We start from the raw sequence: 25855 nt of genomic DNA on the forward strand, positions 1-25855 counted from the left end.
AACGCGTTGTGAAGTTCCAAATGTGGGAGGGGGCTTGCCCCCGATATAGGTGGGTCAGGTACAGATAAGCTGACTGTCACACCGCCATCGGGGGCAAGCCCCCTCCCACATTTGACTGCATTTCAGGTCTGGATTGGCGGGGCGCGCTGCCAATCAATGTCCTGCGCCGGCATTGGCCGCCCAAACCAATACCCCTGCCCCATATCGCAGCCTTGCTCCAACAAGAACCGGGCCTGCTCCACCTGTTCAATGCCCTCGGCATGCACCTGCATGCCCATGCTTTTGGCCAGGGCGATGACCACCCGCACAATCGCGGCGTCATCTTCGTCCCACGGCAACCCGGCAACAAACCCCTGGTCGATCTTGAGCTTCTGCACCGGCAGGCGCTTGAGGCGCAACAACGAGGAATAGCCAGTGCCAAAGTCGTCGATGGCCAGGCGCAAGCCCAGTTCGCGCAGGCGGTGCAGTTGTTCCAGCGCCACTTCAGGGTCTTCCATCACTGCGCTCTCGGTGACTTCCAGCTCCAGAAAGGCGGGGTCCAGGCCAGTGGTGTGCAGCACCTGCGCCACTTGCTCATACAACTCGCGTCGGGCGAACAGGCGGCTGGAGACATTGATGGCGATAAAGCTCAGTTGCACGCCATCGGCCAGCCACTGGCACATTTGGCGACAGGCCTGGTCCATGACCCAGGCGTCGATATCGGCGATCAGCCCGGTCCGTTCGGCGATGGGGATGAACTCGACCGGCGGCACCAGGCCGCGCTCCGGGTGTTGCCAGCGCACCAGCGCTTCGACACCGATCAGGCGGCTGTTGTGCAGGTCATGCACCGGCTGGTAGTAGACGCGCAGCTCTTGCTGTTCGAGCGCGCGGCGCAGTTCGCTGGCGATTTCCACCCGGTTCTGCGCGTGGGCGGTCAGCTCTTCGGTGTACAGGGCGTAACCTTCGCGGCCCACGCTCTTGGCCTTGAACAGCGCGGAATCGGCGTTGCGCAGTAACTGTTCGGCGCTCAGGGCATCACTGGGGAACAGGCTGATACCGATGCTTGCACTGATAAACAACTGATGGCCGTCGAAGATGAACGGCTCCCGCAAAGCATCGAGTATGCGTTGCGCCAGCGCGGCGGCCTGCACCACCTGTGGACAACTTTCCACCAATACGGCGAACTCATCCCCGCCCAGGCGTGCCAGGGTGACACCCGGGCCAAACAGACCTGCAAGGCGTTCACTGACCTGCTTGAGCAGTTGGTCGCCGACGTTATGGCCAAGGCTGTCGTTGATGATCTTGAAGTGGTCCAGGTCAAGCAACAGCAAGGCGCAGCCGCGCTTGTGGACCTGCGCCGAGGCCAGTGCCTGCTCGGCGCGGTCGGTGAACAACAGGCGGTTGGGCAGGCCGGTCAGGGGGTCGTGGTGGGCGAGGTGGGCCAGTTCGTGCTCGGAATCCTTGATCGCGGTGATATCGGAAAACACCGCGACGTAATGGCTGAGCTGGCCGTGATCATCATGGATCACGCGGATGGTTTGCCACTGTGGATAAATTTCGCCGCTTTTGCGCCGGTTCCAGATTTCGCCACTCCATTCGCCGGTTCGCTCCAGGGTCTGGAACATCTGTTGATAAAAACTCGACGAATGGCGCCCGGACTTGAACAGGCTCGGTTGCTGGCCCATGACGTCTTCGCGCCGATAGCCGGTGATCGCCATAAAGGCGCGGTTCACATGCACGATCAGCCCACGGGCGTCGGTGACCAGTACGCCTTCACGGGTGCAATCGAATACAGCCGCCGCCTGGCGCAGGCGCTCGCGGTTTTCTTTCAGGGGCTGGGCAAGCAGATTGGCCCGGGCAAAGCGCGCGCAAATCAGGTAGATCGCCAGGGCACTGAGCGCCACCCACACATAGCCGCGCACCTGCAGCCATTGGTTCAGCTCGCTGGGATTATCGAGAAACTCGATCAATACCCGTTGAGTGAGCCCAACCCACAGCATCGAAACCAGCAGATATACCAACCCGGCACGGCGGGCGCCTCGGTATGAAAACAGCATATGGTTAGTAGTCCTTACTAAAAAGCCAGATTCGCCCTACAAAGGCTGCGGATTATAGAATAAGAAACATCCAGTCACTCCTATCTGAAAGGGTGGCTGGTTTTCTCTGTAGGCTTAGTGATAATGCGTGAGCTGTTTTTTTCTTTATCTGAGGGCCATACAGCCTATGTGGTACAACGGTTTTCTTGACTTGTCGGCCTGGCAACTGGTGGCAGTCACTCTGTTGATGACCCACGTGACCATCGTTGCGGTCACCGTCTATCTGCACCGCTATTCAGCCCATCGCTCCCTGGAGCTCAATGCCGGCCTGAAACACTTCTTCCGCTTCTGGCTGTGGCTGACCACGGCGCAGAACACCCGCGAGTGGACCGCTATCCACCGCAAGCACCACGCCAAATGCGAAACCGTCGACGACCCCCACAGCCCGGTGATCAAAGGCCTGTCCACCGTACTGCGCAAAGGTGCCGAGCTGTACCGGGCCGAGGCGGAAAACCCCGAGACCCTGCGCATCTACGGCAAGAACTGCCCGGACGACTGGCTTGAACGCAAGCTCTACACGCCGTACCCGTTGCTGGGCGTGGCGATCATGGGCGTGATCGACCTGCTGCTGTTCGGCACCATCGGCATCACCATCTGGGCGATCCAGATGATGTGGATTCCGTTCTGGGCCGCCGGCGTGATCAACGGCCTCGGCCATGCCATTGGCTACCGTAACTTCGAATGCCGCGATGCGGCGACCAACCTGGTGCCATGGGGCATCATCGTCGGTGGCGAAGAGCTGCACAACAACCACCACACCTATCCCAACTCCGCCAAATTGTCGGTGAAAAAGTGGGAGTTCGACCTGGGTTGGGCGTGGATCAAGGTATTCAGCTTCCTGCGCCTGGCCAAGGTACAGCGCGTGGCACCGATTGCCCACCGCGTGGAAGGCAAGGGCCACCTGGACATGGACACCGCCATGGCGATCCTCAACAACCGCTTCCAGATCATGGCCCAGTACCGCAAGCTGGTGATCGGCCCACTGGTCAAGCAAGAGCTGGAAAAGGTCGATCACTCGGTGCGCCACCAGTTCCACCGCGCCAAGCGCCTGCTGTCGCGGGAAACCAGCTTGCTGGATGACCGCCATCACCTGCGTATCCAGAGCATGCTGGAACACAGCCACGCGCTGACCGTGATCTACGAAAAACGCCTGGCACTGCAGCAGATCTGGCTCAAGACCAGCTCCAATGGCCACGACATGCTGGCGGCAATCAAGGAATGGGTGCATGAGGCAGAGGCCAGTGGTATCCAGTCCCTGCGCGATTTTGCCCACCAGCTGAAAACCTATTCGCTGCGCCCTGCGGCGGTCTGATGATGCGGGGGGAGGGGCCTGCCCTCCCCCGCAATCACTTTTTTGACGTCATTCTCCAGACACGCGCTAATCCGTCCTAATCGCCCCTGATGACGGAACTTCGCTGCAATTCGTCCCTCTCAAACAACACTTCGCCATCATGGTGGCCCCTTGTTGTGACCGCTGCTGAATCCTGCGGCGCGCCCAGAGAGAGTTGTGCCGATGGTCCACGAAAAACCCTACCTGTCCGATCCGCCCACCACAGAGCCGCCCCGACCCGCAGCGGCGGCGACCTTGCTGGCGCTCATGCATGCCCAGGGCGAAGTCGAACGGCTCAGTGAGCGCGAGCAATTACTGAGTTCACTGCTGGTCAGCGTAAACGCCGTGCTGTGGGCCGTCGATTGGCAGACGCGCCGCGTGCTGTACGTCAGCCCGGCCTATGAGCGGATATTTGGACGCCCGGCCGGCCTGCTGCTCGCCGACTATCGGGAATGGCGCAACAGCATTCACCCCGAAGACCTCGACTACGCCGAATACAGCCTGGCCCGCGTGCTGGACCACGGCGCCGTGGAAGACCGTGAGTACCGCATCATCACCGCCGACGGGCAGATTCGCTGGTTGAGCGACAAATGCTACATCAACCAGCAGGTCGGACCGGGCGAACCGGTGATCGTGGTGGGCATAGCCGAAGACATCACCGAAAAGAAGCAGCTGGAGATGGAACTGCACCGGCTGGCCACCACCGACGTACTGACCCAGAGCAGCAACCGCCGGCACTTTTTCGAATGTGCCAAGCAGGCCTTCGACAGCGCCCGCGCCCAAGGCGCGCCGCTGGCGTTCCTGTTGCTGGACATCGATGATTTCAAGGACGTCAACGACACCTACGGCCACCTGGAGGGCGACCAGGTGCTGCGCCGCATCGCCGAGAGCGGTCGAGGCGTATTGCGCCGTGGCGACCTGTTCGGGCGCATTGGCGGTGAAGAGTTTGCCGCCGTACTGCCTGGATGCGCACCGGAGATGGCGTTGCAAGTGGCCGAACGCCTGGGCAAAGAGATCCAGGCCCTGAATTTCAGCTACGAAGGGCAGGCGTTCACCGTGACCGTCAGCCAGGGCCTGGCCAGCCTCACCGACGAAGATTCAACCCTGGACAGCCTGTTCGCCCGCGCCGATGCGGCGATGTACGAAGCCAAGCGGCAGGGCAAGAATCGCGTGGTTGCGGGTTAGAAGATCAGATCAAATGAAGGATTAAAACCTTTCCTTAAACGAGCGTATTTTTGTGGCGAGCGGGCTGTTGTGGCGAGCGGGCTTGCCCCGCGTTGGGGCGCGAAGCGGCCCTAAAACCAGTCTCCCGGTTCTACCAGAAGAAATGCGGTGGCCTTATTGGGGCTGCTGCGCAGCCCAACGCGGGGCAAGCCCGCTCGCCACAGGGGGTTCAGTTTGCTGCGCGACAGCACTGCACCTCCCACACTTGAATGTCATCGTTCTCTAGGCCTTGCGCAACCGCATCAGCTCCGACAACCCCACTTTCAGCAAGCGTGCCGTTTTACTCCTGGCCAACTCTTCCAACCCTTCTCGCTCGGTCAAGCGCGCCATTTGCGCGGCCAGGTGCACCACCAGCGCATCCCGGGCATACACCCCCCCCTCCAGGGAATAGATCGCGGCGATCAGTTGGCGCAGCTCCAATGGCAAGCGCCAACGTGCGCGCAGTGCCGAGCCATAAGCGGCACCAAACGTGTAGAGGGACTCGCCGATGGCTTCGTCATCCAGGGCTCCGCCGCCCTGGCGCCAGTCTTCCAGGCAGCGCAGCAAGGCCAGGTCGCCCAGCCGATGCAGGATGCCGGCGCTGTAGCAACGCTCGTGGTCCAGTTCCAACATGCGCGCCAGGCGCCGGGCGTAGTCGGCGGTGTCCTGGGACACCTGCCAGTGGCGCTCGGCGTAGGCCACCAGGGCTGGGTCGCCCAATACCACATTGTGCTTGAGCGCCAGGCCGAGGATCAGGTTCATGCTTTGCCCGGCCGCCAGTTTGTGCAGGGCTGCCGCCAGGGTTTGCACGGGCGTGCCGTGATGGCCGGCACTGTTGGCGGCGGCGATCAGTACGGCGGTAATCTGCGGGTCCATGCGCACCTGGTCTTCCAGCTGCTTGAGGTCCAGGCCCTCAGGCCCAAGGCTGTGCTGCACGGCCGCCCTCACATCGACCCGCAACGGCGCACCATCGCAGGCATCACGGCGGCGTTCGAGGAACGCCGGCAAGGTCATGCCCGGCGTCAGCGCCGGCACTTCGCAATACACGCTTTCGCCTTCGTTGAGCAGCAGGTCTTGCAGGCGCTGGGTCAGGCCGTCCAAGTTCAGGGGCTTGGTGAGATAGGCCGTGGGCGCCAGGGGCAAGGCTTCGCGTACGCTGGCGCTGTCATTGCGACTGCTCAGCAGAATGAAGGGCAGCACGGGCGAGCGGCGCTGCTGGCGTACGTCGCGCAGCAGGCTCAGGCCATCGATGCCCGGCAGTTCCCAATCCGCCAGGATCAGGTCGTAGTGTTTTTCGCGCAGCAACGTGGCCGCGTGCTGCCCATCGGCACACACATCCAGCCGCGCGTCACAGCGCACATTCAGCAAGACTTGCTTGAGCAGATCCCGCGACCAAGGGTCCGCCTCGGCAATCAGCACACGGGGTACAGCGGGTAAAACAACAGCAGTCATCTGCACGCTCCATCGGCAATGCCTGCAACCTTAGTCAATGCCGCCGCCTGCGTACAATGAACAACGCCTGAATGTGCTGCCTCGGGCACAAAAAAACCCGCCGAAGCGGGTTTCTTTACGAACAGGCCAGCGTCCGATTACAGCTCGGAGAAGCACTCTTCGATGATTGCCAAGCCTTTGTCCAGTTGCTCGTCCGGCGCGGTCAGCGGCACCAGGATGCGCAACACGTTGCCGTAAGGGCCGCAGGACAGCAGGATCAAGCCCTTCTCACGCGCCTTGGCCACCACGGCGGAGACGGCAGCGGCGTTTGGCTTGTGGGTGTCGCCACCTTCGAACAGCTCGATCGCGATCATGGCGCCCAGGGCACGCACGTCGCCGATCACCGGGTACTTGGCCTGGATGGCCTTGAGGCCGGTGACCAGACGTTCGCCAAGGGCTTTGCAGCGATCCAGCAGATGCTCTTCTTCGAACACTTCCAGCACGGCCAGGGCCGCCGCGCAGGCGATCGGGCTACCCGCGTAGGTGCCACCCAGGCCACCTGGGGCGATGGCGTCCATGTACTCGGCCTTGCCGCACACACCGGCCAGCGGGAAACCGCCAGCGATGGATTTGGCGAAGGTGGTCAGGTCGGCAGTGACGCCCATCTGTTCCATGGCGAAGAACGTACCGGTACGGCCGGCACCGGTTTGCACTTCGTCAGCGATCAGCAGGATGCCGTGCTTGTCGCACAGTTCACGCAGGCGCTTCATGAAGGCTTTAGGCGCGACGTAGAAACCGCCTTCGCCCTGCACTGGCTCGATGATGATCGCAGCGATGTCACGCGGCTCGGCATCGTTCTTGAAGATGCGCTCGATGCTGGCGATGGAGTCGTCGACGCTCACGCCGTGCAGCTCGTTCGGGTACAGCGCGCGGAAGATGCCACCTGGCATCAGGCCCATGCCGGCCGAGTAAGGCACGACTTTACCGGTAAGGCCCAGGGTCATCATGGTACGACCGTGGTAGGCGCCAGTGAACGCGATGACACCGGCACGGCCAGTGGCGGCGCGGGCGATTTTCACCGCGTTTTCTACCGCTTCGGAACCGGTAGTGACCAGCAGGGTTTTCTTGGCGAAATCACCTGGGACCTTGGCGTTGATTTTTTCGCACAGCTCTACGTAGGGCTCGTAGGCCAATACCTGGAAGCAAGTGTGGGTCAGCTTGTTCAGCTGCTCGGTCACGGCCGCGATGATTTTCGGGTGCACGTGGCCGGTGTTCAGCACGGCGATACCACCAGCGAAATCGATGAACTCGCGACCTTCAACGTCGGTCACGGTGGCGTTCTTCGCGGATTCGGCGAAGATCGGGTGAATCTGGCCAACACCGCGCGGTACAGCGGCTTCGCGGCGTTTCATCAGGGAAGCGTTGGTCTTGCTCATAAAGTCCTCATTCGCCACTCATCGGGTGGCGTGGTCCAAGGAATACGTGGCGGGGAGGCAACTACGGCAGCATGCGATGATCGACTGCCACAGCTTTCCCGGCCACTACGAATAACGATGTGAAACACGCAAAGGGTCAGCGCTCTCGTGCCCTTTGCGTTTACTGCAATCCCTTGCCGGGCTTATCCCTTACAGAACTTAGATGCCCAGGCAGAGGTATTTGATTTCCAGGTAGTCCTCGATCCCGTACTTGGAGCCTTCACGGCCCAGGCCCGAAGCCTTGATGCCGCCGAACGGCGCCACTTCGTTGGAGATCAACCCGGTGTTGACGCCAACCATGCCGTATTCCAGGGCTTCAGCCACACGGAACACACGGCCCAGGTCACGCGCATAGAAGTAGGACGCCAGGCCGAACTCGGTGTCGTTGGACATCGCGATCACTTCGGCTTCGTCCTTGAAACGGAACAGCGGCGCCAGCGGGCCAAAGGTTTCTTCCTTGGCCACGGCGGCGTTCTTCGGCACGTCGACCAGGATGGTCGGTTCGAAGAAGTTGCCTTCCATCACCTTGCCACCGGCCAACAGCTTGGCGCCTTTGCTCAGGGCATCGGCAATGTGCTCCTGAACCTTGGCCACGGCTTTTCCGTCGATCAGCGGGCCCGTGGTGGTGCCTTCTTCCAGACCGTTACCGATCTTGAGCTTGGCCACGGCCACCTTGAGCTTTTCAGCGAACGCGTCGTACACCGAATCCTGGATGTACAGGCGGTTGGCACAGACGCAGGTCTGGCCGTTATTGCGGTACTTGGAGATGATCGCGCCTTCGACGGCCTTATCCAGGTCGGCGTCGTCGAACACGATGAACGGCGCGTTGCCACCAAGTTCCAGGGAAACTTTCTTGATGTCCTTGGCGCATTCGGCCATCAGCTGGCGACCGATTTCGGTCGAGCCGGTGAAGGACAATTTACGCACGATTGGGTTGCTGGTCAGCTCGCCGCCGATGTCGCCGGCGCTGCCGGTGACCACGCTCAGCACGCCTTTAGGGATACCGGCACGGTGCGCCAGCTCAACCAGGGCCAGGGCCGAGAACGGGGTTTGCGAGGCAGGCTTGATCACCATGGTGCAACCGGCGGCCAGGGCCGGGCCGGCTTTACGGGTGATCATCGCGGCCGGGAAGTTCCACGGAGTGATCGCGGCAGTCACGCCGATCGGCTGCTTGATCACGATCAGACGCTTGTCGGGCTGGTGGCCAGGGATCACGTCACCGTAGATGCGCTTGGCTTCTTCGGCGAACCACTCGATAAAGGAAGCGGCGTAGACGATCTCACCCTTGGCTTCGGTCAACGGCTTGCCTTGCTCGAGGGTCATCAGGCGACCGAGGTCGTCCTGGTTTTCGATCAGCAGTTCGAACCAACGGCGCAGCTTATTGGCGCGCTCCTTGGCGGTCAGCGCACGCCAGGCCGGCAGGGCCTTGTCGGCGGCTTCGATGGCGCGGCGGGTTTCAGCGGCGCCCATCTTCGGCACGGTGCCGATAATCTCACCCGTGGCCGGGTTGTTGACCTTGATGGTTTGACCATTGTCCGCATCCACCCAAGCGCCATCGATAAAGGCTTGTTGGCGGAACAACTGGGTATCTTTGAGCTGCATGTCGGCTTTCCTTAACAGCACCGCGCGCACGCGGAGCGAATTAGAGTTGTTGAAAGGCGCCTTGTGGGCTGCCGTCAGGGAAATCAGCCCCAGCACGCGCGGGAAGTGAAAGAGCGCACGGGAGACAGAGCGTTTGAAATCTCAAACGAATCCTAGGATCAATGGGGGTGCAGGGCAATAGTCTGTTCGAAAAAAAGAACGAAAACCGCGCATTTACCGGAATTTTCTGATCAGCGTGATCGGCCCGTGCGCCACCGGGTTGATCCCTACCGCACGGCGCAGGGCCTCTGCGCGGCAAAATCCTACGTTTGAACGGCCAAAGACCAGCATGGACGCCCAAGGTCGACATGGGTATGATGTCGCCCGCACAAGCATCCGTAGCTCAGCTGGATAGAGTACTGCCCTCCGAAGGCAGGGGTCGTGGGTTCGAATCCCGCCGGGTGCACCATATAGCAGTCTCGGGCTGTCTCAGACAGTCTACGAAACGCCCCAAGAAGCCCGCCCTGTGCGGGCTTTCTTGTTTCTGGCTATCCATCCCTGTCTACCCCTATAACTTCCCGCCGTGTATGCCCACGTGTATGCTTTGAGATTCCTATAACTGGAGGCATACATGAAGTGAAGCGCACTGAAATCAAACGCCGCCCCTTAGCAGACACCACACTTGCAGGCCTGGAGCCGGAGAACGCTACGTATCGTGAGCAGGACGGGAATGGCCTGTACTTCCGGGTGAAACCTAACGGGCAAAAATCGTGGGAGCTGCGCTACAAAAAGCCAGACGGGAAATGGTCGTGGCTGGGCCTCGGCGGCTACCCCGATATCAGTGGCTCCCTGGCGAGACAGAAAGCAGCTCAACTGCGGGAAGACGCATCGACCGGCAAAAATCCATTGGTGAGCAAGCAAGCTCGCAAGGTTGCCGATCAGGTTGCTGCCAACAACAGTTTTGAGGCGTTAGGCCGTGAGTGGTTTGAAGCCAGACGCACAAGCTGGGAAGCAGGTACGTCCCGACGAGTACTGGGAGCGCTGGAGCTTCATGTGTTCCCTGTCTTCGGCAAGCGTGTGTACACAGAAATATTGCCTCTGGAATGGATGGAGTTTCTACGGGGCATGGAGCAGAAGGGGATAATTGAACAAATGGGCCGAGTTCGTGCCTTTTGCAAAGAGATCTATGACCTGGCCCGCGTAACAGGACGAGCCGTCCACAACCCCCTTGAAGGTCTCAGCAAATTCCTGCAATCACGTAGCGCTGAAAACTATGCACACGTTTCGATTGAAGAACTGCCTGCGCTACTTCGAGCGATCAACTCCTACCCTCACGCAAAGGACGTTCGTATTGGGCTTCGCTTGCTTTCCTTATTAGCATCGCGCCCGAGCGAGATCCGAGAAGCACGCTGGTCAGAAATCGATCTCTCCAAAAAGCTATGGACGATCCCAGCCGAGCGAATGAAACGTCGTCGCGAACATGTGGTGCCCCTCTCTCGACAGGCGATCGAAGCACTCACTGAGTTGCGAACACTTACAGGCGCGTACCCTCTCCTATTTCCAGGCAGGAAAGACAGGACAATCCCCCGTAGTAACACCGTCTTTCTAATGGCGCTTCGCAGACTGGGATATGCCGGTCGACAAACAGGCCACGGCTTTCGTCACATCGCGAGCACCATACTCAATGAGCAGGGTTTCGATGAGAATCACATTGAGGCCCAGCTCTCTCATGCAAAGGAGGGTATTGCCGGGGTCTACAACAAAGCAGTGTACCTGCCTCAGCGTAGAGTGATGATGCAGTGGTACGCCGATCACCTAGATGCCTTAGTGAGTGGAAATGTGGTGCAGGGCCAATTTGGAAAGGCAGTATGAGTGCACACACCCAGCCCCCCTCCATAACCGGTGTAACGGGTGTTACTCGTGTAACGCCACTCGCCGAGTACCCGGATTCATTGGTTTTCACGCCCGTTACACAGTTGAGCGAAATAGCGTACATCCGATGTAACGCTACCCCCAACGTGTAACGCAAAGTCAGCGTTCAGGTGCTGCGGGCAAGCGTTTTTCGCCTGAGCCTACCAAGCGACCTTCGCTGGCTCCGCCCTTCAAGCGCAGGGCGTGGGACTTTCGGTTACACAGCTCCTGAGACACTTGGCAATGACTGATCGCCAAACCGTATTGCATTCGGCGCTAAGCAGCGGCCTGCTCAAATCTCTCTCAGCGCAACCGCTCTATGATCTCTGCCGTGGACAGGTCGCTGACGCCTGCCACCTGATCGAACAGTGCTAGCTACGCAATTACTAAACCGCCGCGTTCACCCTGCGTTGCCCCCATATTGACTACACATTGATCGGTCTAAGGGAAAAGTGGTTTTCTTCGTCTAGATAAATGTATAGATAGATACCCCTGTATCCATAACCAGGGGTTATCCATGAAAGACCATACCCGCAAGTACGCAAATCCCACCGAAATCCGCTCTTACGAAACGAGCGATCTGAGCGCCAAGCGAACCAGTCATCCTGCTGCAGATCCTTCAGCGATTCTGATCCGTATGCCGGAAGTAATGGGCATAGTCGGGTTAGCACGTCCAACGATTTACAAACTTATGCAGCAAGCGGATAGCGGTTTCCCACTTCCAGTAAAACTAAGCGGTAGTAGCGCCCGTAGCGCTCCCGTCGCATGGGTACTTGCTGAAGTTTTAGATTGGACGCGTGCACGAATCGCAGCTCGAGACAGGGTGGCGGCATGACGAACCGCATCCCTAACAACGCGATCTTGCAGCCCTTTTCTGTGCTCAGAAAAGTGGGTTTCTCATCGCACTGGATGCAACGATTTGAGCGTCACAGAACGCAACAAAAACGCCTGAATCGAGTTGTTGTCGTCATGCGATGGGCAGACGGCACCTGGTGTGCACTGTCAGTACCCAGCGAAGCCCCGCGTGCAGTGATCGTGGATGAAGGGCAACAAATCGATGCTTACGAAGATGCACGATCTTGCCTTGACGGCGACTTTCTCCCACTGCTCTCCCTGCGCTGGGAAGCCAATGCCTGAAACGAAAACGCCCCCGGCGGCAACCGGAGGCGTTGAGGTAAATCTACATGCCTAATCAATTTATTCTCCATCGAAAAAATCAGCAAGCATCTCCCACAGTTGCACTTTCAAAAAACGGACGTTACTCTCTGGCCGTCGCTGCAAATTCAGCGATCGGGCTTGGTAACCCGATGAAATCAAGGCGCAACAGCGCCCCCATTACGATTGCAGGCGCTTTTTTTGTGCCCGCAGTTACGTGTTATGGCGGCTGTGCGTGGGAGGCATTCGTGCCTGCCGGGTTCCTTGATTCCCGGTTTACCAACCTGCGCACAGCTGCCACCCATTCGCTTGGTAACGAACGTGGCAGCTCCTCAAATCAAGGAGCTACACAGATGAAATACGCCCTCAATCCGTCCAGAATTCGCGCCGCTGCTCATCGAGCAATGGCTCTCGCCGCTTTACACGCCAATTCCAGCCTCGCTACACGCCTCGCCCGTTACAACGCCCATATGTCCAAGGCTCGCGCCCTGGAAGCCGCAGGGGGTGCCCAATGAGCATACTCCCAGGCTTTGCACTGCCCGAGGATCTCCTCTGTGTCAGCCAAGACGCCGAAGCCGGTCTGCCTATCGACGCCATCACCTGCGCCCTCGACCGTGCCGACTCCGTTCTCATGCTGCTAGAAGACCACTTAGACGGGGATAAACCCCTGCTCTCCAACCGCGTGCTGTCGTCCGTTATTTGGGATGTGCGCGGCACCTTGGGCTTGATCAAAACACTCACCATGTACGGTGATGCCTCCTCTGTGCCGATGAGCCAGAAAGGCGGTGCGCTGTGACCCACTCCAGCACGCGTGGACGCTCCGAGTTCTCCCCTGCCAACGGTAACGGCCAAAACCTGTTTCGGGTGAATGCCGGTATCCCGCTGGAAGACGCACTTGAAGCCGTCTCCCAAATTCTGCACCACGCCAATCAACTGATCCTCGACGCCGCCATCAGCGATGCGGGCGAGCGTTTTAGTTGGCCTGCGTTCTACCTCGGCGAGATGGCCAAAGCGCTGATCGACGACGTGAACGAGGCGTTGCTTGAGTCGAGGACAGCACCATGACTCAACGCACCGGCAACACCTCAAAACGCCCCAGCTTTACCGATGTAAAAAGCGCTGCCCTGAAGAACATCAACCGTGTGCTTGCTCACTGGCTGCCAAACGGCAAACGTGTCGACGGCGGCAAGGAATACACCGCACCGAATCCCACACGCACGGACAAACACGCTGGCTCACTCAAGGTCAATTTGAGCAAAGGCACCTGGGCGGATTTCGCCACCGGCGATAAGGGCGGCGACCTGATCGATCTGGTGCGCTACATCGACGGCGGCACGGACGTTGATGCCTGCAGAAAGCTGGCGGATCTGCTCAGTGTTTCCGCTGGCTCTGCGACTGCCAAAAGCGCACCGGCCAAAAGCGCAACGCCGGAGTGGATTGCGATTCAACCGATCCCGGCCGAGGCCATGAACAAGTGCCCAACCAAACACCGACAACACGGTGTTCCGTCCAAAGTGTGGATCTATCGCGATGCTCAGGGCCAGCCGGTTATGGCGCTGTATCGCTTCGACTTGGGTCCCGATGAAGACGGCAAGCCGCGAAAGGTTTTCGCACCGTTGACCTGGTGCAAGCGCTCCGATGGGCAAACCACGCAATGGCGCTGGCAAGGATTGCTGGAGCCTCGGCCACTGCTGCGCCTGGATGAGCTGGCACAGCGGGTCGATGCGCCTGTGGTGCTGTGTGAAGGCGAAAAGGCTACTGATGCCGCCGCTGAACTGATGCCCGACCATGTAGCCACGTGCTGGCCGAACGGCTCCAACTCTTGGCATAAGGCCGACCTGACGCCACTCAAAGGGCGCACGGTGGTGCTATGGCCGGATAACGATGCCAGCGGGAAGACCTGCATGGGCGCCATCGAGCTCAAGTTGATTGAGCTGGGCGTCGCTTCGGTACAACGAATCTCGCTCGACGTGTTCAAGCTCAAGCCCAGCAGCAAAGGCGGAAAGCCCACGCTCATCAAGGGTGGAAAATGGGCAGACGGCGACGATGCAGCGGATGCGTTAGCCAAAGGCTGGACCGCTGCCCACCTCGCCGAGCTGGTGCGTAGCGGTGAGTTTTTCGGCATTGCCGCTGAGCCAACTGAACCTCAAGAACAGAAGGCCAAGGCACCCGCAAAACGCCCTGCGAAATCGAAAAATGACTTATTGCCGGGCGGCTTTCGCCTGACGTCTGAAGGGGTGTTTTATTCCGGCGATGATGGCGAGGCGCGTCCTGTGTGTTCGCCTCTCGAAATCATCGCTCGCACTCGCGACGACAAGGGCCACAACTGGGGTTTATTGGTCGAGTTCGACGACCCGGACGGCGCCAAAAAGCGCTGGAATATCCCGGCCCGGACCATGACCGGCGACTTCGGCAAGGACGTCCTCGGGCCGCTGGTAGACATGGGCCTACGCCTCGCGGGAAGCCGATCAGGGCGCAATGCCCGCAACGACCTGCAGAGCTATCTCGGTGGCTTCGACAGCGCACAGCGCGCACGTTTGGTGACGCGCTTGGGCTGGCACGACAATGCGTTTCTATTGCCCGAACAACAGATCGGCTCTCACGCCGAACACCTGCATTTTTATGAAGCCGGTGCGCAGCTTCCACCAATCAGCGAGGCGGGCTCCCTGGAGCAATGGCAGCAGCAAATCGGCGCGCTGTGCGTTGGTAACCATCGCTTGGCGTTTGTCGTCTCTGTGGCTTTTGCAGGACCTTTGCTGAACATGTTGGGGCATGAGTCGGGTGGCTTCCACCTGTATGGCGACAGCTCCGGGGGCAAGACCACTCACCTGCAAGTCGCTGCATCGGTTTATGGCGGGCCGCGTCTGGTGCGTTCATGGCGCTCGACAGATAACGCCTTGGAGTCCATCGCTGCTGCACATTCGGACGGCCTCCTGGTGCTAGATGAAATAGGCATGTGTGACCCACGCATCATTGGGGAAACCGTTTACATGCTCGGCAACGGCACCGGTAAAGCTCGGGCGAATGATCGAGGACAAGCGGGCCGACAGGTGCAGGAGTGGCGCTTGCTGTTTCTCTCGACGGGCGAGAAGACATTGGCGCAGCACATGGCAGATGCAAACAAGGAGCTGAAAGCCGGTATGGAGGTGCGCATGCTCGCCGTGCCAGCGGATGCCAGCAAAGGCCTCGGCATGTTCGATGTGCTGAATGGTTTTGAGGACGCTGCCGCCCTCTCCGATGCGCTCAAGGCCCGAGTAGCCAAATATTACGGCACGCCCCTCACCGCTTTCCTGCACGCACTGTGTGCGTCTGGGGAAATGCTCAGGTGGACAGTGATCGTGCGCCGCACGGTGGAACAGTTCATCACCCAAAATCTGCCCGCGTCGGCCAGTGGTCAGGCGCAACGTGCCGCCCTTCGCTTCGGACTCGCCGCAGCGGCCGGAGAGTTGGCCACCGCCTTCGGCGTCACCGGCTGGCCGGACGGCACAGCCACGACCGCCGCACGGGTATGTCTGCATGCATGGTTGGCCGAACGTGGCGGCGCCGGTAACTTCGAGAGTGACGCGATTCTGGCTCGACTGCGCCAGGTCATCGAGCGATTTGGAGAAAGCCGCTTTACCCGCTGGGAATCTGCAGCCGCCAAGATCGATGAGCACGGCCCACGCACGATTGATCGGCTGGGCTTTCGCAAGACGATGGAACACGGCATGGGCGATGCCCTGCACACCACTAACACCTACTACGTGCTGCCGGAAGCATGGCGCTCCGAAATCTTCCGAGGCATGAACCTGAGTGCGGTTAACAAAGAGCTCCTGCGACGAGGCGTTTTAGAGCCGGGAAAGGATGGCAAAGCCTCGACCGCGGTGCGACTACCGGGACTGGGCTTGCAGCGCTGCTATGTGGTTGTAGCAGTACCAGAACAAGGTGATCACAGCGTCCAGGCGGCCTAATAACGGCCCCGCCATGAGGAATGCAGGCTCACCTTGGCCCGGCCCGCCAGCGGAAAAAAATCAATCAACCTCTCGCCTTTAGGAACTCAACATGAACCAGCTAAAACAGCAACAAGCCGCCTTGATTCAAGAACTGGAAACCTTGGAAAAGAGCCTTCCGCAACTGGAAACCGAATGGCGTAACGCACCGCGCGGTTTCAGTGCTGTTGGCAACCCAATTGGAAGCCCGGAAGCAAGCGAAGCTGCGGATAAAATATCTAGTGCCGAAGCTCGTATACGAGCTATACCACACGACTTGGCAGCAATTGACCGAAAGATTCAACACCTAGAACGCCTGGAAAAAAACGATCAAATCAAAGTCGAATCCATCCAAGCAATGTCCGATGCGACTGCTGAAATAGAAGCGCTGGAGCGAAAAAGGGCGCACTTGAGTGCGCGGTTTAAGGCGATTCAATCAGAAGCTGATCAAGCCCTGGAAAAGGCCCAACAAGCCGAGCGCAACGCTGCAACGTCCTACGCCAAGAGTCTCGCAAGCGGTGATACGGAGGGGGAAAAATCAGCAAGCTGCGAAATGCAAAAGGCCGCTAAGCAACTGGCAACAACGGACGAGCAGGTCAGAAGGCAAGACCTGATTCTCGGTGCTCTTCAAGTCGAGCTTGATACCCTCGACGTCCAAATCACGAATGCACGCCAAAGTGGAGATGAAGCCAAGGCGTCAGCATTGAGCGCGGTTGGGTTTGCATTGGATGAGGAGTGGAACGCCGCGACCGAGCAACTGCTCGCTTTGGGCGCTAGGATACTTGCCGTCAGCTACCTAAAAGGCGGGATGGGCGATGCCTTGTCTGGACTCGAAGTACCTCGCTTCGGCCCCTTCCATTCGAGGCTTCAGCGCTCCGATTTAGCCGCAGTCGCCCGTGAAATCTCCTTGGAGGACTTACTCGCCGCTTAACCCCAATCAGCCCGCCCTCGCGGGCTGTTTATTTTCCAAACTTCCAGCTTGCTTAAACGTACGACTTCTAATCATATCGAGTTAGGTCTTTTTCTTACTTTTGCCTTAAGGCCGCAGCTTCGATCTTCAATTCGAGATCATGGGCTTCGGCAACGCCAACACCTACTAATCTCCCAACCGCACGATCGATACGGACGCGAAATGGATGTGCAGGGCCCAGCAACCCCGGCTCTTGGATGATCGCCACCTCCAGCCATTGGACTACCTTCCGTCCGATGCCCAGGTCGATCCATAGTCCCGCTGCTTGCGTGCGACCAAACCAAGCCTCGGTCGCCTCAAGCAGGAAATCGATATGACGCGCGTGCGTCGCAACTAGAAGCAGGTTCATCGTGCACAGCGCCACGAAGGCCGTCGGGCCGCCTGGAAGCAGAGGTCTCATACCAGGAAGGAGTGGGTCGACGCGGTCGAACAGGTTGGGCGGCAGGTAGCTGTACGTCCCACTGAATGAGCTATAGGTATTTAGCATTATCTTTGCGATGATCCCGCCGCTCTGCATGTCAATTCTTGAGCTCGCCGGATCGTCGGAATATCGCCATTTCTGGAGCGTCATCACCCTATTTGCCAAGCGGGAACGCAAATCGGCAGGCCGTGTGGCCGATCGGTGCGGATCATTACAATAGAGCATATCGGCCGAATGGATGACCGTCTGACCGACCTCGCCAAACGACTTGTCCGGCAGGTCTGTCACGAGTTTCAAATCAGCTTCAAACGACGCATCAGCGCTGTCGAGCAGTCGCTCGGCGAACAGCGTGTAATAGTGCAGATTCCAGTCGTGCGGATCGCCTTCGATCTCAATATCTAGGGGTAGACCTAACCCGTTCATCCGAGCGGTCCAGCCGACATAAGCCTCGATCACCTCCTGCCGCCAATCAGTTAGCCCCTTGGGCGCGGCTTGAACCATAGCCAGCCATTGTGCTGCCGCCTTACTGTTGATGCGGATAATCGACGACGGCTCGGCGACCGCAGACCTTATCGTCTCGTCTTCGCCGAACTCTGCCGACGTGCTCAGTCCAGAAAGTTGGATGCGCGAGCCACGCCGCAGAATTGGACGCTCCTCAGGCCATGCCGGCCATGCAGGCTCAGACTCTCCATCCAGCCAAGCAATTTCGGCTGTGACTGCGATATCGATCGCCGCGGCCCGCTCCGCGCCGAAGCGCATATCTTCTGCCCCGTCTTCCTCATCGCCACTCTTCCAACGCCAAATCAAGCTTGCGAACGCTGCACGCATTGCGGCCTTGAAGAGCTTTGGCTCGACTTTGAGGATCCGCCCGAGACCGGCTGAGAATGCAGGCGCCGCACTGCGATCCTCACGCGTCGCAAGCCGGAGCAACGCGTTCCGGTCCGCCTCACTCCCCCTTCGGGCCCAAATATGAATAAGAGTAAGTATGGCAATTGCCGGCCGATTGTACTCTAGCGCATCCGTTGATCCGATGCTGCGATCGGAATACTCCTCGAGCGCGATCGCAACGACCTGACGGACCCACGCCTCCTCAGCAGCGAGGAGACTGTCATCACCGTCGCGAGCCACCAGCAAGGCCGTCGCGATCAGCCGAGTTGAGCGTGACTTGAGAAAGTCGGTATCGCTATCGTCGGGAAGGTCACCGCCCGCATAGGCGACCGCGTCGCGAGCCGTCGCGGCGGTAGCGTATTTGCCCTCACCATCAATCGCTAATCTGATGAGCGCTTCGATCTCAGTCGAACGCTCGAATGCGACCCGCTGCCTCTCCATCGCTTCAAGATGCACGACCTCGTCTGGGGGCGGTCGATATCCTAGTTTTCCGTCTCCTAGCTCGGCCCAGTTCGATTGCTGCAGCCTATTATTGGCAACTCGTGCGATGAACCGTACGTCCCCCCAGTTCGAGTAGGGTTGAATGGGCTCAAGTTTCGCGACCGCGGCACCTAGTTGCTCGCGCAGTTGGTTTGCCACGGGATCATCCCCTAAATAAAGATGCACCACCCCAAACAAGGTCGAGCGTCGCGACAGGCGCCCCTTCAAATCAGCGAGCCGGACCTTACTCTCTGGCTCCTTACCGATAGCGAACTGATCCATCCCGGACCTTTGATCATAGCTCCAACGCAAGTGGTCGGTGGTCAGCAACTCCGGAGCAGCAATGAACGGAGCCAGCGCATTACGCGCCACGTCGAGATGTGAGAGCAGCACATCCACCGCAACTAGGAGATATGCTGCGCAACTGCCTTCGGGCCCGAGGATGTCGGCGAGCACCTGGTCGACCGGAACGCCATCATCGAGCCTTTGCTGGCTCCAAGCTTCCAGCGCCTTTAGCCCGGAGGCCACCGAATATTCGCGACATTGATCCCGCGACCAAAGATAGCTGTTGGCTCGAGGAAAGAAGCGGGGGCCGTCGCCGAAATCGACCGTGAAGCCGGAATTTCCGGATACCCTCGCGTCGGTGCTGAACGCAATCGATTCCGCGACCAGTGTCCGTATCAACATCAACCCTTCGGCGGGTGCGGACTCCAATAGATCGAGGAACGGGGGCTGCGCCGGCGAGGGGGGCAAGTAGCTGCTGTCGGCGAAGGTGAAGGCCCGTTTCATTATGCGGTCACCGCGGTGGGGCCGCTCCCGTTTCTGAAGGAGGCTAGCTGACACGAGTTCCGCCAACTCAGCGGGCGCAACCGGCGCGATCACTTTCGAAAGTCGTCGGATTTCATCGACTTTATAACTGTTCTGCTCACTGGCTACCTCCCTCAGATAGGCCTTGAGCTCATCAGGCGCAAATTTTCCGAGCAATATAGCGATCAGGCGAAGCTGCTCGATCATGCTGCTTCGCCACTCGCTCTCTGCCCGCCCGCGCTTCCGCCCAACCGGGATCGTCACATCTGCGTCGCGGACATCAAGTTGTCGTAGCCAGCCAAACAGCATTACCGCACTTTGGCGGGCGAATATCGGAAGATGCTCGTGGAGAGGTAGCTGTATCTTGATCAGTTCGAGCACCGCGCCGATCCCTGACATCGAGATCTCGGACGCATGCGCTACCACCCAGCGCAGCACCTTAAGAGAGGATCCAGTGACATCGGTCCGATAGGAGCGCGGTAGATCGGCCTCAGTCCCGTCCGGCCTCACAATCAGGTCAGCCGTCGCCACGGTCTCGACCGCAGCAATCGTCGTACACAATTCAACGAGGAGAGTCTCCCCATCCGCAAGTAATCCGGCGCTGCACTTTTCGAGCAGTTCGTATCCGGCCTCTGAACGCGGCAAGGCAAGGATCGCTTGACGTCGCCATGAGCCATGCGCCCCTGGGACCGAAAGATGCTCGAGCAGTTGGATCCATGCGCTGCAATCTGCACCGGACTCGAGCGCGAGGCGAGCGGAGAACTCAATGCCGCGAGCAACACGCGGTGAGACCGGTATACTCAAGTCCAGAGCTGCTAGACGCTGGGGGTGCTCTGCGATATAGCTGCCTATGGCCCAGTCGCGCAGCACGTCGTGATAAAAATCGAGCCAGTCTCGCCGCACCTCCCTGAGTGTCAGCGTACCGATCAGGTGCGAACGCGCCGCCGAATCTTCTGCAACTTCAAGCCCTCCTTCGTACTGCAAGGCGCTGGCGGCGAGCGTCGCCACGAGCCGTTGCGCGGCGCGAACTTCGTTCGCAGGCGCCCCGTCCGCACTCCGCCACCAGAAACCGGCCATCGCGGCTTCGGTCCGGACCCCTGTAGCACCAGGCACCTTTAGCAGGCGGGACAGACGGTAGAGATTTCGCGTAAGTCCGGCGGCGGGATGCTTCGGGTCCAGCAGCGATCGGAGATCCGGCGCTTGATCGACCAGGATCGCAACCTCATCCTCCGACAGCGGCCCAACCTGTACCAAGTATGTACCACCCATTGCAGCAACGATCTGATCGTCAAGCCAGAGTTTGACATCGGCATTGCTGGCCGTTCGCGTGGTGGCGATCACCCTGAAGTCCGGGATCGCGCTCGCAGCCCTCATAAGCTCAGCGATTGTGCGCTGGCGCCCAACATCATCGAACATGTCCATTCCGTCAATGAAGAGTATCGCCCCCCCACTTGCGGCCAAATCGGTCAGGAATTCAAACGCTGATCCCGGGATGCCAAGAGCGTTTGAAAACGGCAGCCAGCCGCCCGGAGGTGTCGCATCTCGGTCGAGGACGATGATTGGTGCGTGGCGAGCAAAACGCTCGGCGAGATGGCGAAGTACCCAGGATTTTCCGACGCCGGGGTCTCCTCGAACCTCGACGAAACGATGCTCTTCAAATGCATCGTCGACCGCAGCGACTGCTTCCAGCCGTGGCAGGGACACCCCCGCCAGACTCCCGCCAATATGGGCAAGCGTATTCTGCGCGAGCTCGGCAAGTCTGATTCGTGCTTCACCATATTCGCGGCCACCAGCAAGCCGGAACCCCGCCTCGGCGAGATTGGATATGAGGGCCGTTCGGTCGACTTCACCACCGGTAGTTCCAGTCTTTATTGAAAGGTCGACCAGCCGGCTCCACAGCGCTTCGGCACGGCCGACGTCCTCGTCGGCCAACGCCATTCGTGCAAGGGCATGCCCATAGGTTCGGGTGATCGGTGACGTCGCTTCGAAGTCGAACTCGAGGATGAGCATCCGCCGCAACAGTCGCCAGATCGCATCGTCTTCATCGGCGGCACCGCCTGCGACCAGGTGCTTTCGCGTCGTCGTGACGAAATCGCGCATATCCTTGCTCGCGACCCCCCTAGCGCCAAGCCGAGTCAAGAAAGCTGTCGCACTCTCCATTGTCCGCGACCATTTGAGAACATCCTGATAAGCACCGGAAATCTTGCGGCTTGTTCGCTGCGTCGCGATTCCGAGAAGGTGTCGTTCCTCCGGAACGGAACCCACCACGCTCCGCGCGATCTGGAAGGCGACGTCCTGATAAATGCCATCCCCCGGAGAGAATGTGATATCCCGCTTCGACTGAATTTCGAGAATGGAGTCGCCTGCCGCCCCCCCACCAAAAACAATCAGGTCATCCAGCTTAAAACCATGCTCGATACCTTGAAATCGGACGCTGACAACCCTAGCGTCTGGCATACCCGGCGCTCGATTGCCCGTCAGCAGCGCGAGCAAATAGAGCGCGCCGAGTTCACCTTCAATATAAGCGCCGGCCGCACCTCGCGAAGCTGGGCTTGAACCGCGTTCCATTTCTGATGTGAGTTCCATTTCCGTCATCGATACGTCGTGCGAATAGTCGTCCTACTTATCCGCTAAGTATACCCTATGTTCAAACTCACACGAATGAGCTGTAGCTTTTAGAATTATCAGAAACGTCTGCGAATCATTGGCATGGGCGCAAAGACAAGTCACGGCTTTCAGGCACCAACCCGATGACTACTCCCTACCCAAAGCCATATCGATTCGGGCCTGAATTGGGTTCGCTAAGCACATCCGAACGGCTGCTTCTGGCTAAAAGCTGCCGCTCGCGAAGTGTTATCCCGCCGGGAGGGCTATCATTCATAGGTACACTAATTGCCAGTTCAGGCAAGTAGCGCTCTATACATTTACACACTATCTTCTGAAAGGCCACGAGCACGCCTCCAACGCTCCCAGTAGACAGTTGGCCTCATAACTTCATTATCGATAAAATTTATAACATCACCATACAAACAGCGAATAGTTTCAAACGATGCGGAGTGAGATAGCCGGCTCTGAGTCCAGCGACATAACGCGTCGATTTGAGCCGGGGTCGATTCCACAGTCACGCCATTCTGCTTAGCGTGACCGAGAAATAAAAATGGAAGCAGTATTTGGTCGCCCTCGCCCACCAAGTTAGGAAAGATTTTTCTAGCTCTTATCTTTGTACCCGAACTAAGTGCAAGCGACTTAAATAAATCCTGGACGCAAAGCAAGTACCTTCGATTGCCATGTAGCAATGCCATAGTGCTCGCCAGTTCAGTAGCGAGGGCACTCTTGTCCCAAAGCTCTTGGGGCGCACCTCTCAATCTATAGTGATTTCTAAACTGCGCACGCTCAATTCGTTCACGCTGCTGTCTACCACCAATTTTTTCAGGACCTACAAATGATGGTATCTGCTTATATATAGAATCCGACCCAGCAATTTTCACCGTATTTCCGGGAGTTTTGACCCACTCAGTCAATATGATGCTCAACGTGCAACCGTATCCTCCATCGCTGATAAATAAATCACGTCCTCTCTCATCTGGCTCAAGATCAGACTGTTTTATTCCGACTGTCCAATCTGATAGATTGAATAGGTCTCGGTATTTTTTATCCTTTCCCTCTATTGTGCAATCAAGCCATGCGTCGCCGAGCTGATTCGATATAGCGATCCATTCACCCTGAAATGCAAGCGCCATGCTTTTAAGGAAATGTGAGTACTCCGCGCGCTTCTGCACGCTGGATAGAAGATCGCACTGACCTGAATCACGCAGGTCATCCTCCACCGCAGTCTGAAGGCAGGCCAGCACCGTACTCTCAATCATTTCTCGCGCACTTGAGGATGCCTTATCACGATTGAAATTCAGCCAACTTCCGGCCTTACCCGACATCAAGTCAATTGCGATCCTAACACTAGGAAAATAGACGTGCTTGGTCTCAAATTCTTGCCCGCGATAGAACGTCGTCATAGAGCGAGAAGGATGAATACCAACATTCGGCTCGTACCAAATTTTCGCTTCCGCTTGTTCCGTTTTTATGAATTTCCATGGATTAAGTTCGAGTTCCCCCTCCAGCTCCCTTTCCGTGTTTTGGATCTCAAATTGACCATGAAGTGCAGTCATGCTCCCCCGAACAGGAACAAGAGAATGCTTACCAAATACTATTATTTGGTCTGCAAGACTGGCGGCTTCGTAAGGAAATCTTTCATCAAGAACCGGATCCATTGTGCTTACCACTTGGGAAGTAATGGACTCAACACTTCTGCTTTCTGACCAAATCTTAGCAAATACGTCAAGCTCAAATGTAAGTTTGAAGCTTGTACCGTGAGGGAACGATATATCATCGCTCAATCTTCGAAGTACGACCATACCCTCCTCGGGACCAGTAGGGCTATACATTGTCACATCGAAAATTTCGTTCGTGAAGAGACTTTTCGTTAAAATAGATACTTCATTGCATAACATAAAAACACTTTGTAGCCCTATACCAAACGTACCGGACGGCTTCATCCACTCCGGCATTTGGTTTATCTCACGCTGGCGTGCTTTGTTGTTTTGTGAGCCACCAATTCTGAGCATATACTCGAGATCTTCACGACTAATACCTGTGCCCTCATCTCGAACTGTTAGAGTCCACAATGATTTTTTATTTTTTTCAGTTTCAGTATGAGCTGACTCTACTAGATCAACAAATATCACAGCACTGCCAAACAGAGCCCTCAATTCTTCCTTGTCTGGAGTCCCCCAGAACTCCGCATCATATTTTTTTCTGTTAGCAAGCCAAGTTCTCAATAATGTAGCATCCACCGCGTTTTGCAAGAGCTCTCGTACACACGCAAATCGGCTCTCGTATAGATTGTTACCCTGAAGCAATTCGATTGCTTTATTAGCATCAATAGAGAATGCTGGCCGCTCTCCATCCTTTAAAATTTGCAGATTCCCACCTAAGCGCACGGAAACAGGCCCTAGCATTGGCAAAAGACCAAGTTCCCTATTTGGCACAATATCGCGCCAGTTAGCCCTTTGATCCTGAACTTCTTTCTTTAACCAGTCGAACCAACGAAATGCCTCCAAGTATCCATCAATAGTTTCACATTCAGCGGTTACTTCTATACGCTCCTGATCTATCCGCAGATGACGCATCCCTGCATGTTTATCTTCATGGGCTTTACTGACTTTCGACCTTTCATCACCGGCTATCCTCTGCATAACTGGACAAAATCTGTTGTCATCCAAATCTAGAAGGTCCCCCATGCGTAGCATGCAAGCGACAAAACGTGGATGGCAATCATCTTGTGCCAAGCCTGCCTCACGGAAAGGTAATCCTCTCTCGGAGATCAGATCTGCAAAAGGCGCTCCATGCATTTGGCAAATCCGACCCAATAGCTTGAAAAGGCGGGCCGGAATAAGCTCCGTTCGAGGTGAACTAATTCCAACAGTGGCCATTGGTGCACGCACTATCTGTTCAGCTCGCGTAGGGTGTTTCCTTCGGAACCACTCTGCCATGAACTCACGAAACTTGGATACCATTTCTAACGGAGTGCTGCACTCGAAAATCAAGGTTGGGTGAGCCTTGACTGTGAAGGCACAAGCAAGCGAATGCAGTTCGTGATTTGGCTGAGCGCATATAGATTGAACGAACTCCTGAAACTCCGGATCGTCTATTGCATCTTGAAAGTCGTCGTACGGAACAACCATTCCTATATCATGCCAATAGGCTGACTCAAGCAACAACCAAGTATCAGTGGCCGTTAACAAGTTTACGTTATCACCTAATAATCTTTCGATATTTACAAGTATCTGTTTGCTATGAGACTCATCATGGCGACTGTAATGAGGAAACAAGCTTCCGATTGTTTGCAATGCTTTGGGAATTAATTTTTCATCAAAATCCCATTGGCTATACAACGAGCGAAGAGCGGAGTGCTCTTCAGCTTTCACCTTCAGGTGCCTTACAAGCAGATCAGCCATAAATAAACTCGCGAAATTTTGGTTTTCCGCACCTTACTATGCAGCTTTTGTTTTGTCGCTAGAAATACACAACGGCTGTTGACTACTATCATAAATGACGGTCACCAAAACCCGCCTTCAAAGAAATTAAAATAGTAAAAATCGACTAG

16 protein-coding genes and 1 tRNA gene are annotated in these 25855 nt (G+C 57.5%); 11 read left to right on the forward strand and 6 right to left on the reverse strand.

The window, feature by feature from the left end; translation table 11 throughout:
* Positions 1-122: 122 nt before the first annotated feature.
* Positions 123-2036 carry a phosphodiesterase DibA gene (gene dibA / locus QU606_RS05745; protein ID WP_069075003.1) on the reverse strand — a complete coding sequence of 638 codons (1914 nt, stop codon included), beginning with the start codon at positions 2034-2036 and terminating at the stop codon, positions 123-125.
* Positions 2037-2202: 166 nt separating this feature from the next.
* Here dibA and desA point away from each other — a divergent pair, with 166 nt between their 5' ends.
* Together desA and QU606_RS05755 are read left to right on the forward strand one after the other, a co-directional pair.
* Positions 2203-3387, forward strand: a complete 1185-nt coding sequence (desA, locus tag QU606_RS05750) for a delta-9 fatty acid desaturase DesA (RefSeq protein ID WP_024072739.1) — start codon at positions 2203-2205, stop codon at positions 3385-3387.
* A gap of 201 nt (positions 3388-3588) precedes the next feature.
* The gene (locus QU606_RS05755; protein ID WP_102624808.1) at positions 3589-4590 is read left to right on the forward strand and encodes a sensor domain-containing diguanylate cyclase; all 1002 of its coding nucleotides are present in this window, start codon (positions 3589-3591) and stop codon (positions 4588-4590) included.
* 261 nt (positions 4591-4851) lie between these two features.
* On the opposite strand, the gene QU606_RS05760 is transcribed toward QU606_RS05755, so the two are convergent.
* The 3 genes from QU606_RS05760 to gabD form a co-directional block, all read right to left on the reverse strand.
* Complete coding sequence (locus QU606_RS05760; protein WP_304998195.1) at positions 4852-6060, reverse strand: HDOD domain-containing protein; 1209 nt, start codon at positions 6058-6060, stop codon at positions 4852-4854.
* Between the two features lie 137 nt (positions 6061-6197).
* Positions 6198-7475 carry a 4-aminobutyrate--2-oxoglutarate transaminase gene (gene gabT, locus QU606_RS05765; RefSeq protein WP_024072736.1) on the reverse strand — a complete coding sequence of 426 codons (1278 nt, stop codon included), beginning with the start codon at positions 7473-7475 and terminating at the stop codon, positions 6198-6200.
* Positions 7476-7673: 198 nt separating this feature from the next.
* Positions 7674-9116 (reverse strand): NADP-dependent succinate-semialdehyde dehydrogenase, encoded by a 1443-nt coding sequence (gabD, locus tag QU606_RS05770; RefSeq protein WP_069075000.1) that lies wholly within the window; start codon positions 9114-9116, stop codon positions 7674-7676.
* Positions 9117-9487: 371 nt separating this feature from the next.
* Here gabD and QU606_RS05775 point away from each other — a divergent pair.
* From QU606_RS05775 to QU606_RS05815, 9 genes are all read left to right on the forward strand, one after another.
* Positions 9488-9564 (forward strand) — tRNA-Arg (locus QU606_RS05775).
* 167 nt (positions 9565-9731) lie between these two features.
* Entirely contained in the window at positions 9732-10967 is a 1236-nt protein-coding gene (locus QU606_RS05780; protein WP_304998196.1) for a tyrosine-type recombinase/integrase, read from the forward strand.
* A gap of 556 nt (positions 10968-11523) precedes the next feature.
* Positions 11524-11841, forward strand: coding sequence for an AlpA family transcriptional regulator (locus QU606_RS05785; protein ID WP_081609191.1), 318 nt, complete (start codon positions 11524-11526; stop codon positions 11839-11841).
* Positions 11838-12143, forward strand: a complete 306-nt coding sequence (locus QU606_RS05790; RefSeq protein ID WP_304998197.1) for a hypothetical protein — start codon at positions 11838-11840, stop codon at positions 12141-12143. The genes QU606_RS05785 and QU606_RS05790 overlap by 4 nt, the downstream gene beginning before the upstream one ends.
* 47 nt (positions 12144-12190) lie before the next feature.
* Complete coding sequence (locus tag QU606_RS05795; protein ID WP_304998660.1) at positions 12191-12676, forward strand: hypothetical protein; 486 nt, start codon at positions 12191-12193, stop codon at positions 12674-12676.
* Positions 12673-12957 (forward strand): hypothetical protein, encoded by a 285-nt coding sequence (locus QU606_RS05800; RefSeq protein WP_304998198.1) that lies wholly within the window; start codon positions 12673-12675, stop codon positions 12955-12957. The genes QU606_RS05795 and QU606_RS05800 overlap by 4 nt, the downstream gene beginning before the upstream one ends.
* Positions 12954-13226, forward strand: a complete 273-nt coding sequence (locus QU606_RS05805) for a DUF3077 domain-containing protein (protein ID WP_017478646.1) — start codon at positions 12954-12956, stop codon at positions 13224-13226. The genes QU606_RS05800 and QU606_RS05805 overlap by 4 nt, the downstream gene beginning before the upstream one ends.
* Positions 13223-16111, forward strand: a complete 2889-nt coding sequence (locus QU606_RS05810; protein ID WP_304998199.1) for a DUF927 domain-containing protein — start codon at positions 13223-13225, stop codon at positions 16109-16111. Before QU606_RS05805 ends, QU606_RS05810 begins: the two co-directional genes overlap by 4 nt.
* 91 nt (positions 16112-16202) lie before the next feature.
* Positions 16203-17060 carry a hypothetical protein gene (locus QU606_RS05815; RefSeq protein ID WP_304998200.1) on the forward strand — a complete coding sequence of 286 codons (858 nt, stop codon included), beginning with the start codon at positions 16203-16205 and terminating at the stop codon, positions 17058-17060.
* 94 nt (positions 17061-17154) lie between these two features.
* Here the strand turns inward: QU606_RS05815 and QU606_RS05820 are convergent, their stop codons facing one another.
* Together QU606_RS05820 and QU606_RS05825 are read right to left on the reverse strand one after the other, a co-directional pair.
* Positions 17155-22290: a hypothetical protein gene (locus tag QU606_RS05820; RefSeq protein ID WP_304998201.1), complete on the reverse strand. Its 5136-nt coding sequence runs from the start codon at positions 22288-22290 to the stop codon at positions 17155-17157.
* Between the two features lie 329 nt (positions 22291-22619).
* Entirely contained in the window at positions 22620-25706 is a 3087-nt protein-coding gene (locus QU606_RS05825) for an ATP-binding protein (protein WP_304998202.1), read from the reverse strand.
* Positions 25707-25855: the final 149 nt, after the last annotated feature.

Source organism: Pseudomonas sp. OVF7 (assembly GCF_030644265.1).
Taxonomy (GTDB): domain Bacteria; phylum Pseudomonadota; class Gammaproteobacteria; order Pseudomonadales; family Pseudomonadaceae; genus Aquipseudomonas; species Aquipseudomonas gorinensis.

What these genes read in the sequence shown, in the direction of transcription:
- QU606_RS05800 (WP_304998198.1), top strand. Translation starts at nt 12,673, where the DNA reads ATGAGCATACTCCCAGGCTTTGCACTGCCCGAGGATCTCCTCTGTGTC.
- QU606_RS05810 (WP_304998199.1), top strand. Translation starts at nt 13,223, where the DNA reads ATGACTCAACGCACCGGCAACACCTCAAAACGCCCCAGCTTTACCGAT.
- QU606_RS05825 (WP_304998202.1), bottom strand. Translation starts at nt 25,706, where the DNA reads ATGGCTGATCTGCTTGTAAGGCACCTGAAGGTGAAAGCTGAAGAGCAC.
- gabD (WP_069075000.1), bottom strand. Translation starts at nt 9,116, where the DNA reads ATGCAGCTCAAAGATACCCAGTTGTTCCGCCAACAAGCCTTTATCGAT.
- QU606_RS05820 (WP_304998201.1), bottom strand. Translation starts at nt 22,290, where the DNA reads ATGACGGAAATGGAACTCACATCAGAAATGGAACGCGGTTCAAGCCCA.
- dibA (WP_069075003.1), bottom strand. Translation starts at nt 2,036, where the DNA reads ATGCTGTTTTCATACCGAGGCGCCCGCCGTGCCGGGTTGGTATATCTG.
- QU606_RS05760 (WP_304998195.1), bottom strand. Translation starts at nt 6,060, where the DNA reads ATGACTGCTGTTGTTTTACCCGCTGTACCCCGTGTGCTGATTGCCGAG.
- QU606_RS05795 (WP_304998660.1), top strand. Translation starts at nt 12,191, where the DNA reads ATGCCTAATCAATTTATTCTCCATCGAAAAAATCAGCAAGCATCTCCC.
- gabT (WP_024072736.1), bottom strand. Translation starts at nt 7,475, where the DNA reads ATGAGCAAGACCAACGCTTCCCTGATGAAACGCCGCGAAGCCGCTGTA.
- QU606_RS05755 (WP_102624808.1), top strand. Translation starts at nt 3,589, where the DNA reads ATGGTCCACGAAAAACCCTACCTGTCCGATCCGCCCACCACAGAGCCG.
- QU606_RS05785 (WP_081609191.1), top strand. Translation starts at nt 11,524, where the DNA reads ATGAAAGACCATACCCGCAAGTACGCAAATCCCACCGAAATCCGCTCT.
- QU606_RS05790 (WP_304998197.1), top strand. Translation starts at nt 11,838, where the DNA reads ATGACGAACCGCATCCCTAACAACGCGATCTTGCAGCCCTTTTCTGTG.
- QU606_RS05815 (WP_304998200.1), top strand. Translation starts at nt 16,203, where the DNA reads ATGAACCAGCTAAAACAGCAACAAGCCGCCTTGATTCAAGAACTGGAA.
- desA (WP_024072739.1), top strand. Translation starts at nt 2,203, where the DNA reads ATGTGGTACAACGGTTTTCTTGACTTGTCGGCCTGGCAACTGGTGGCA.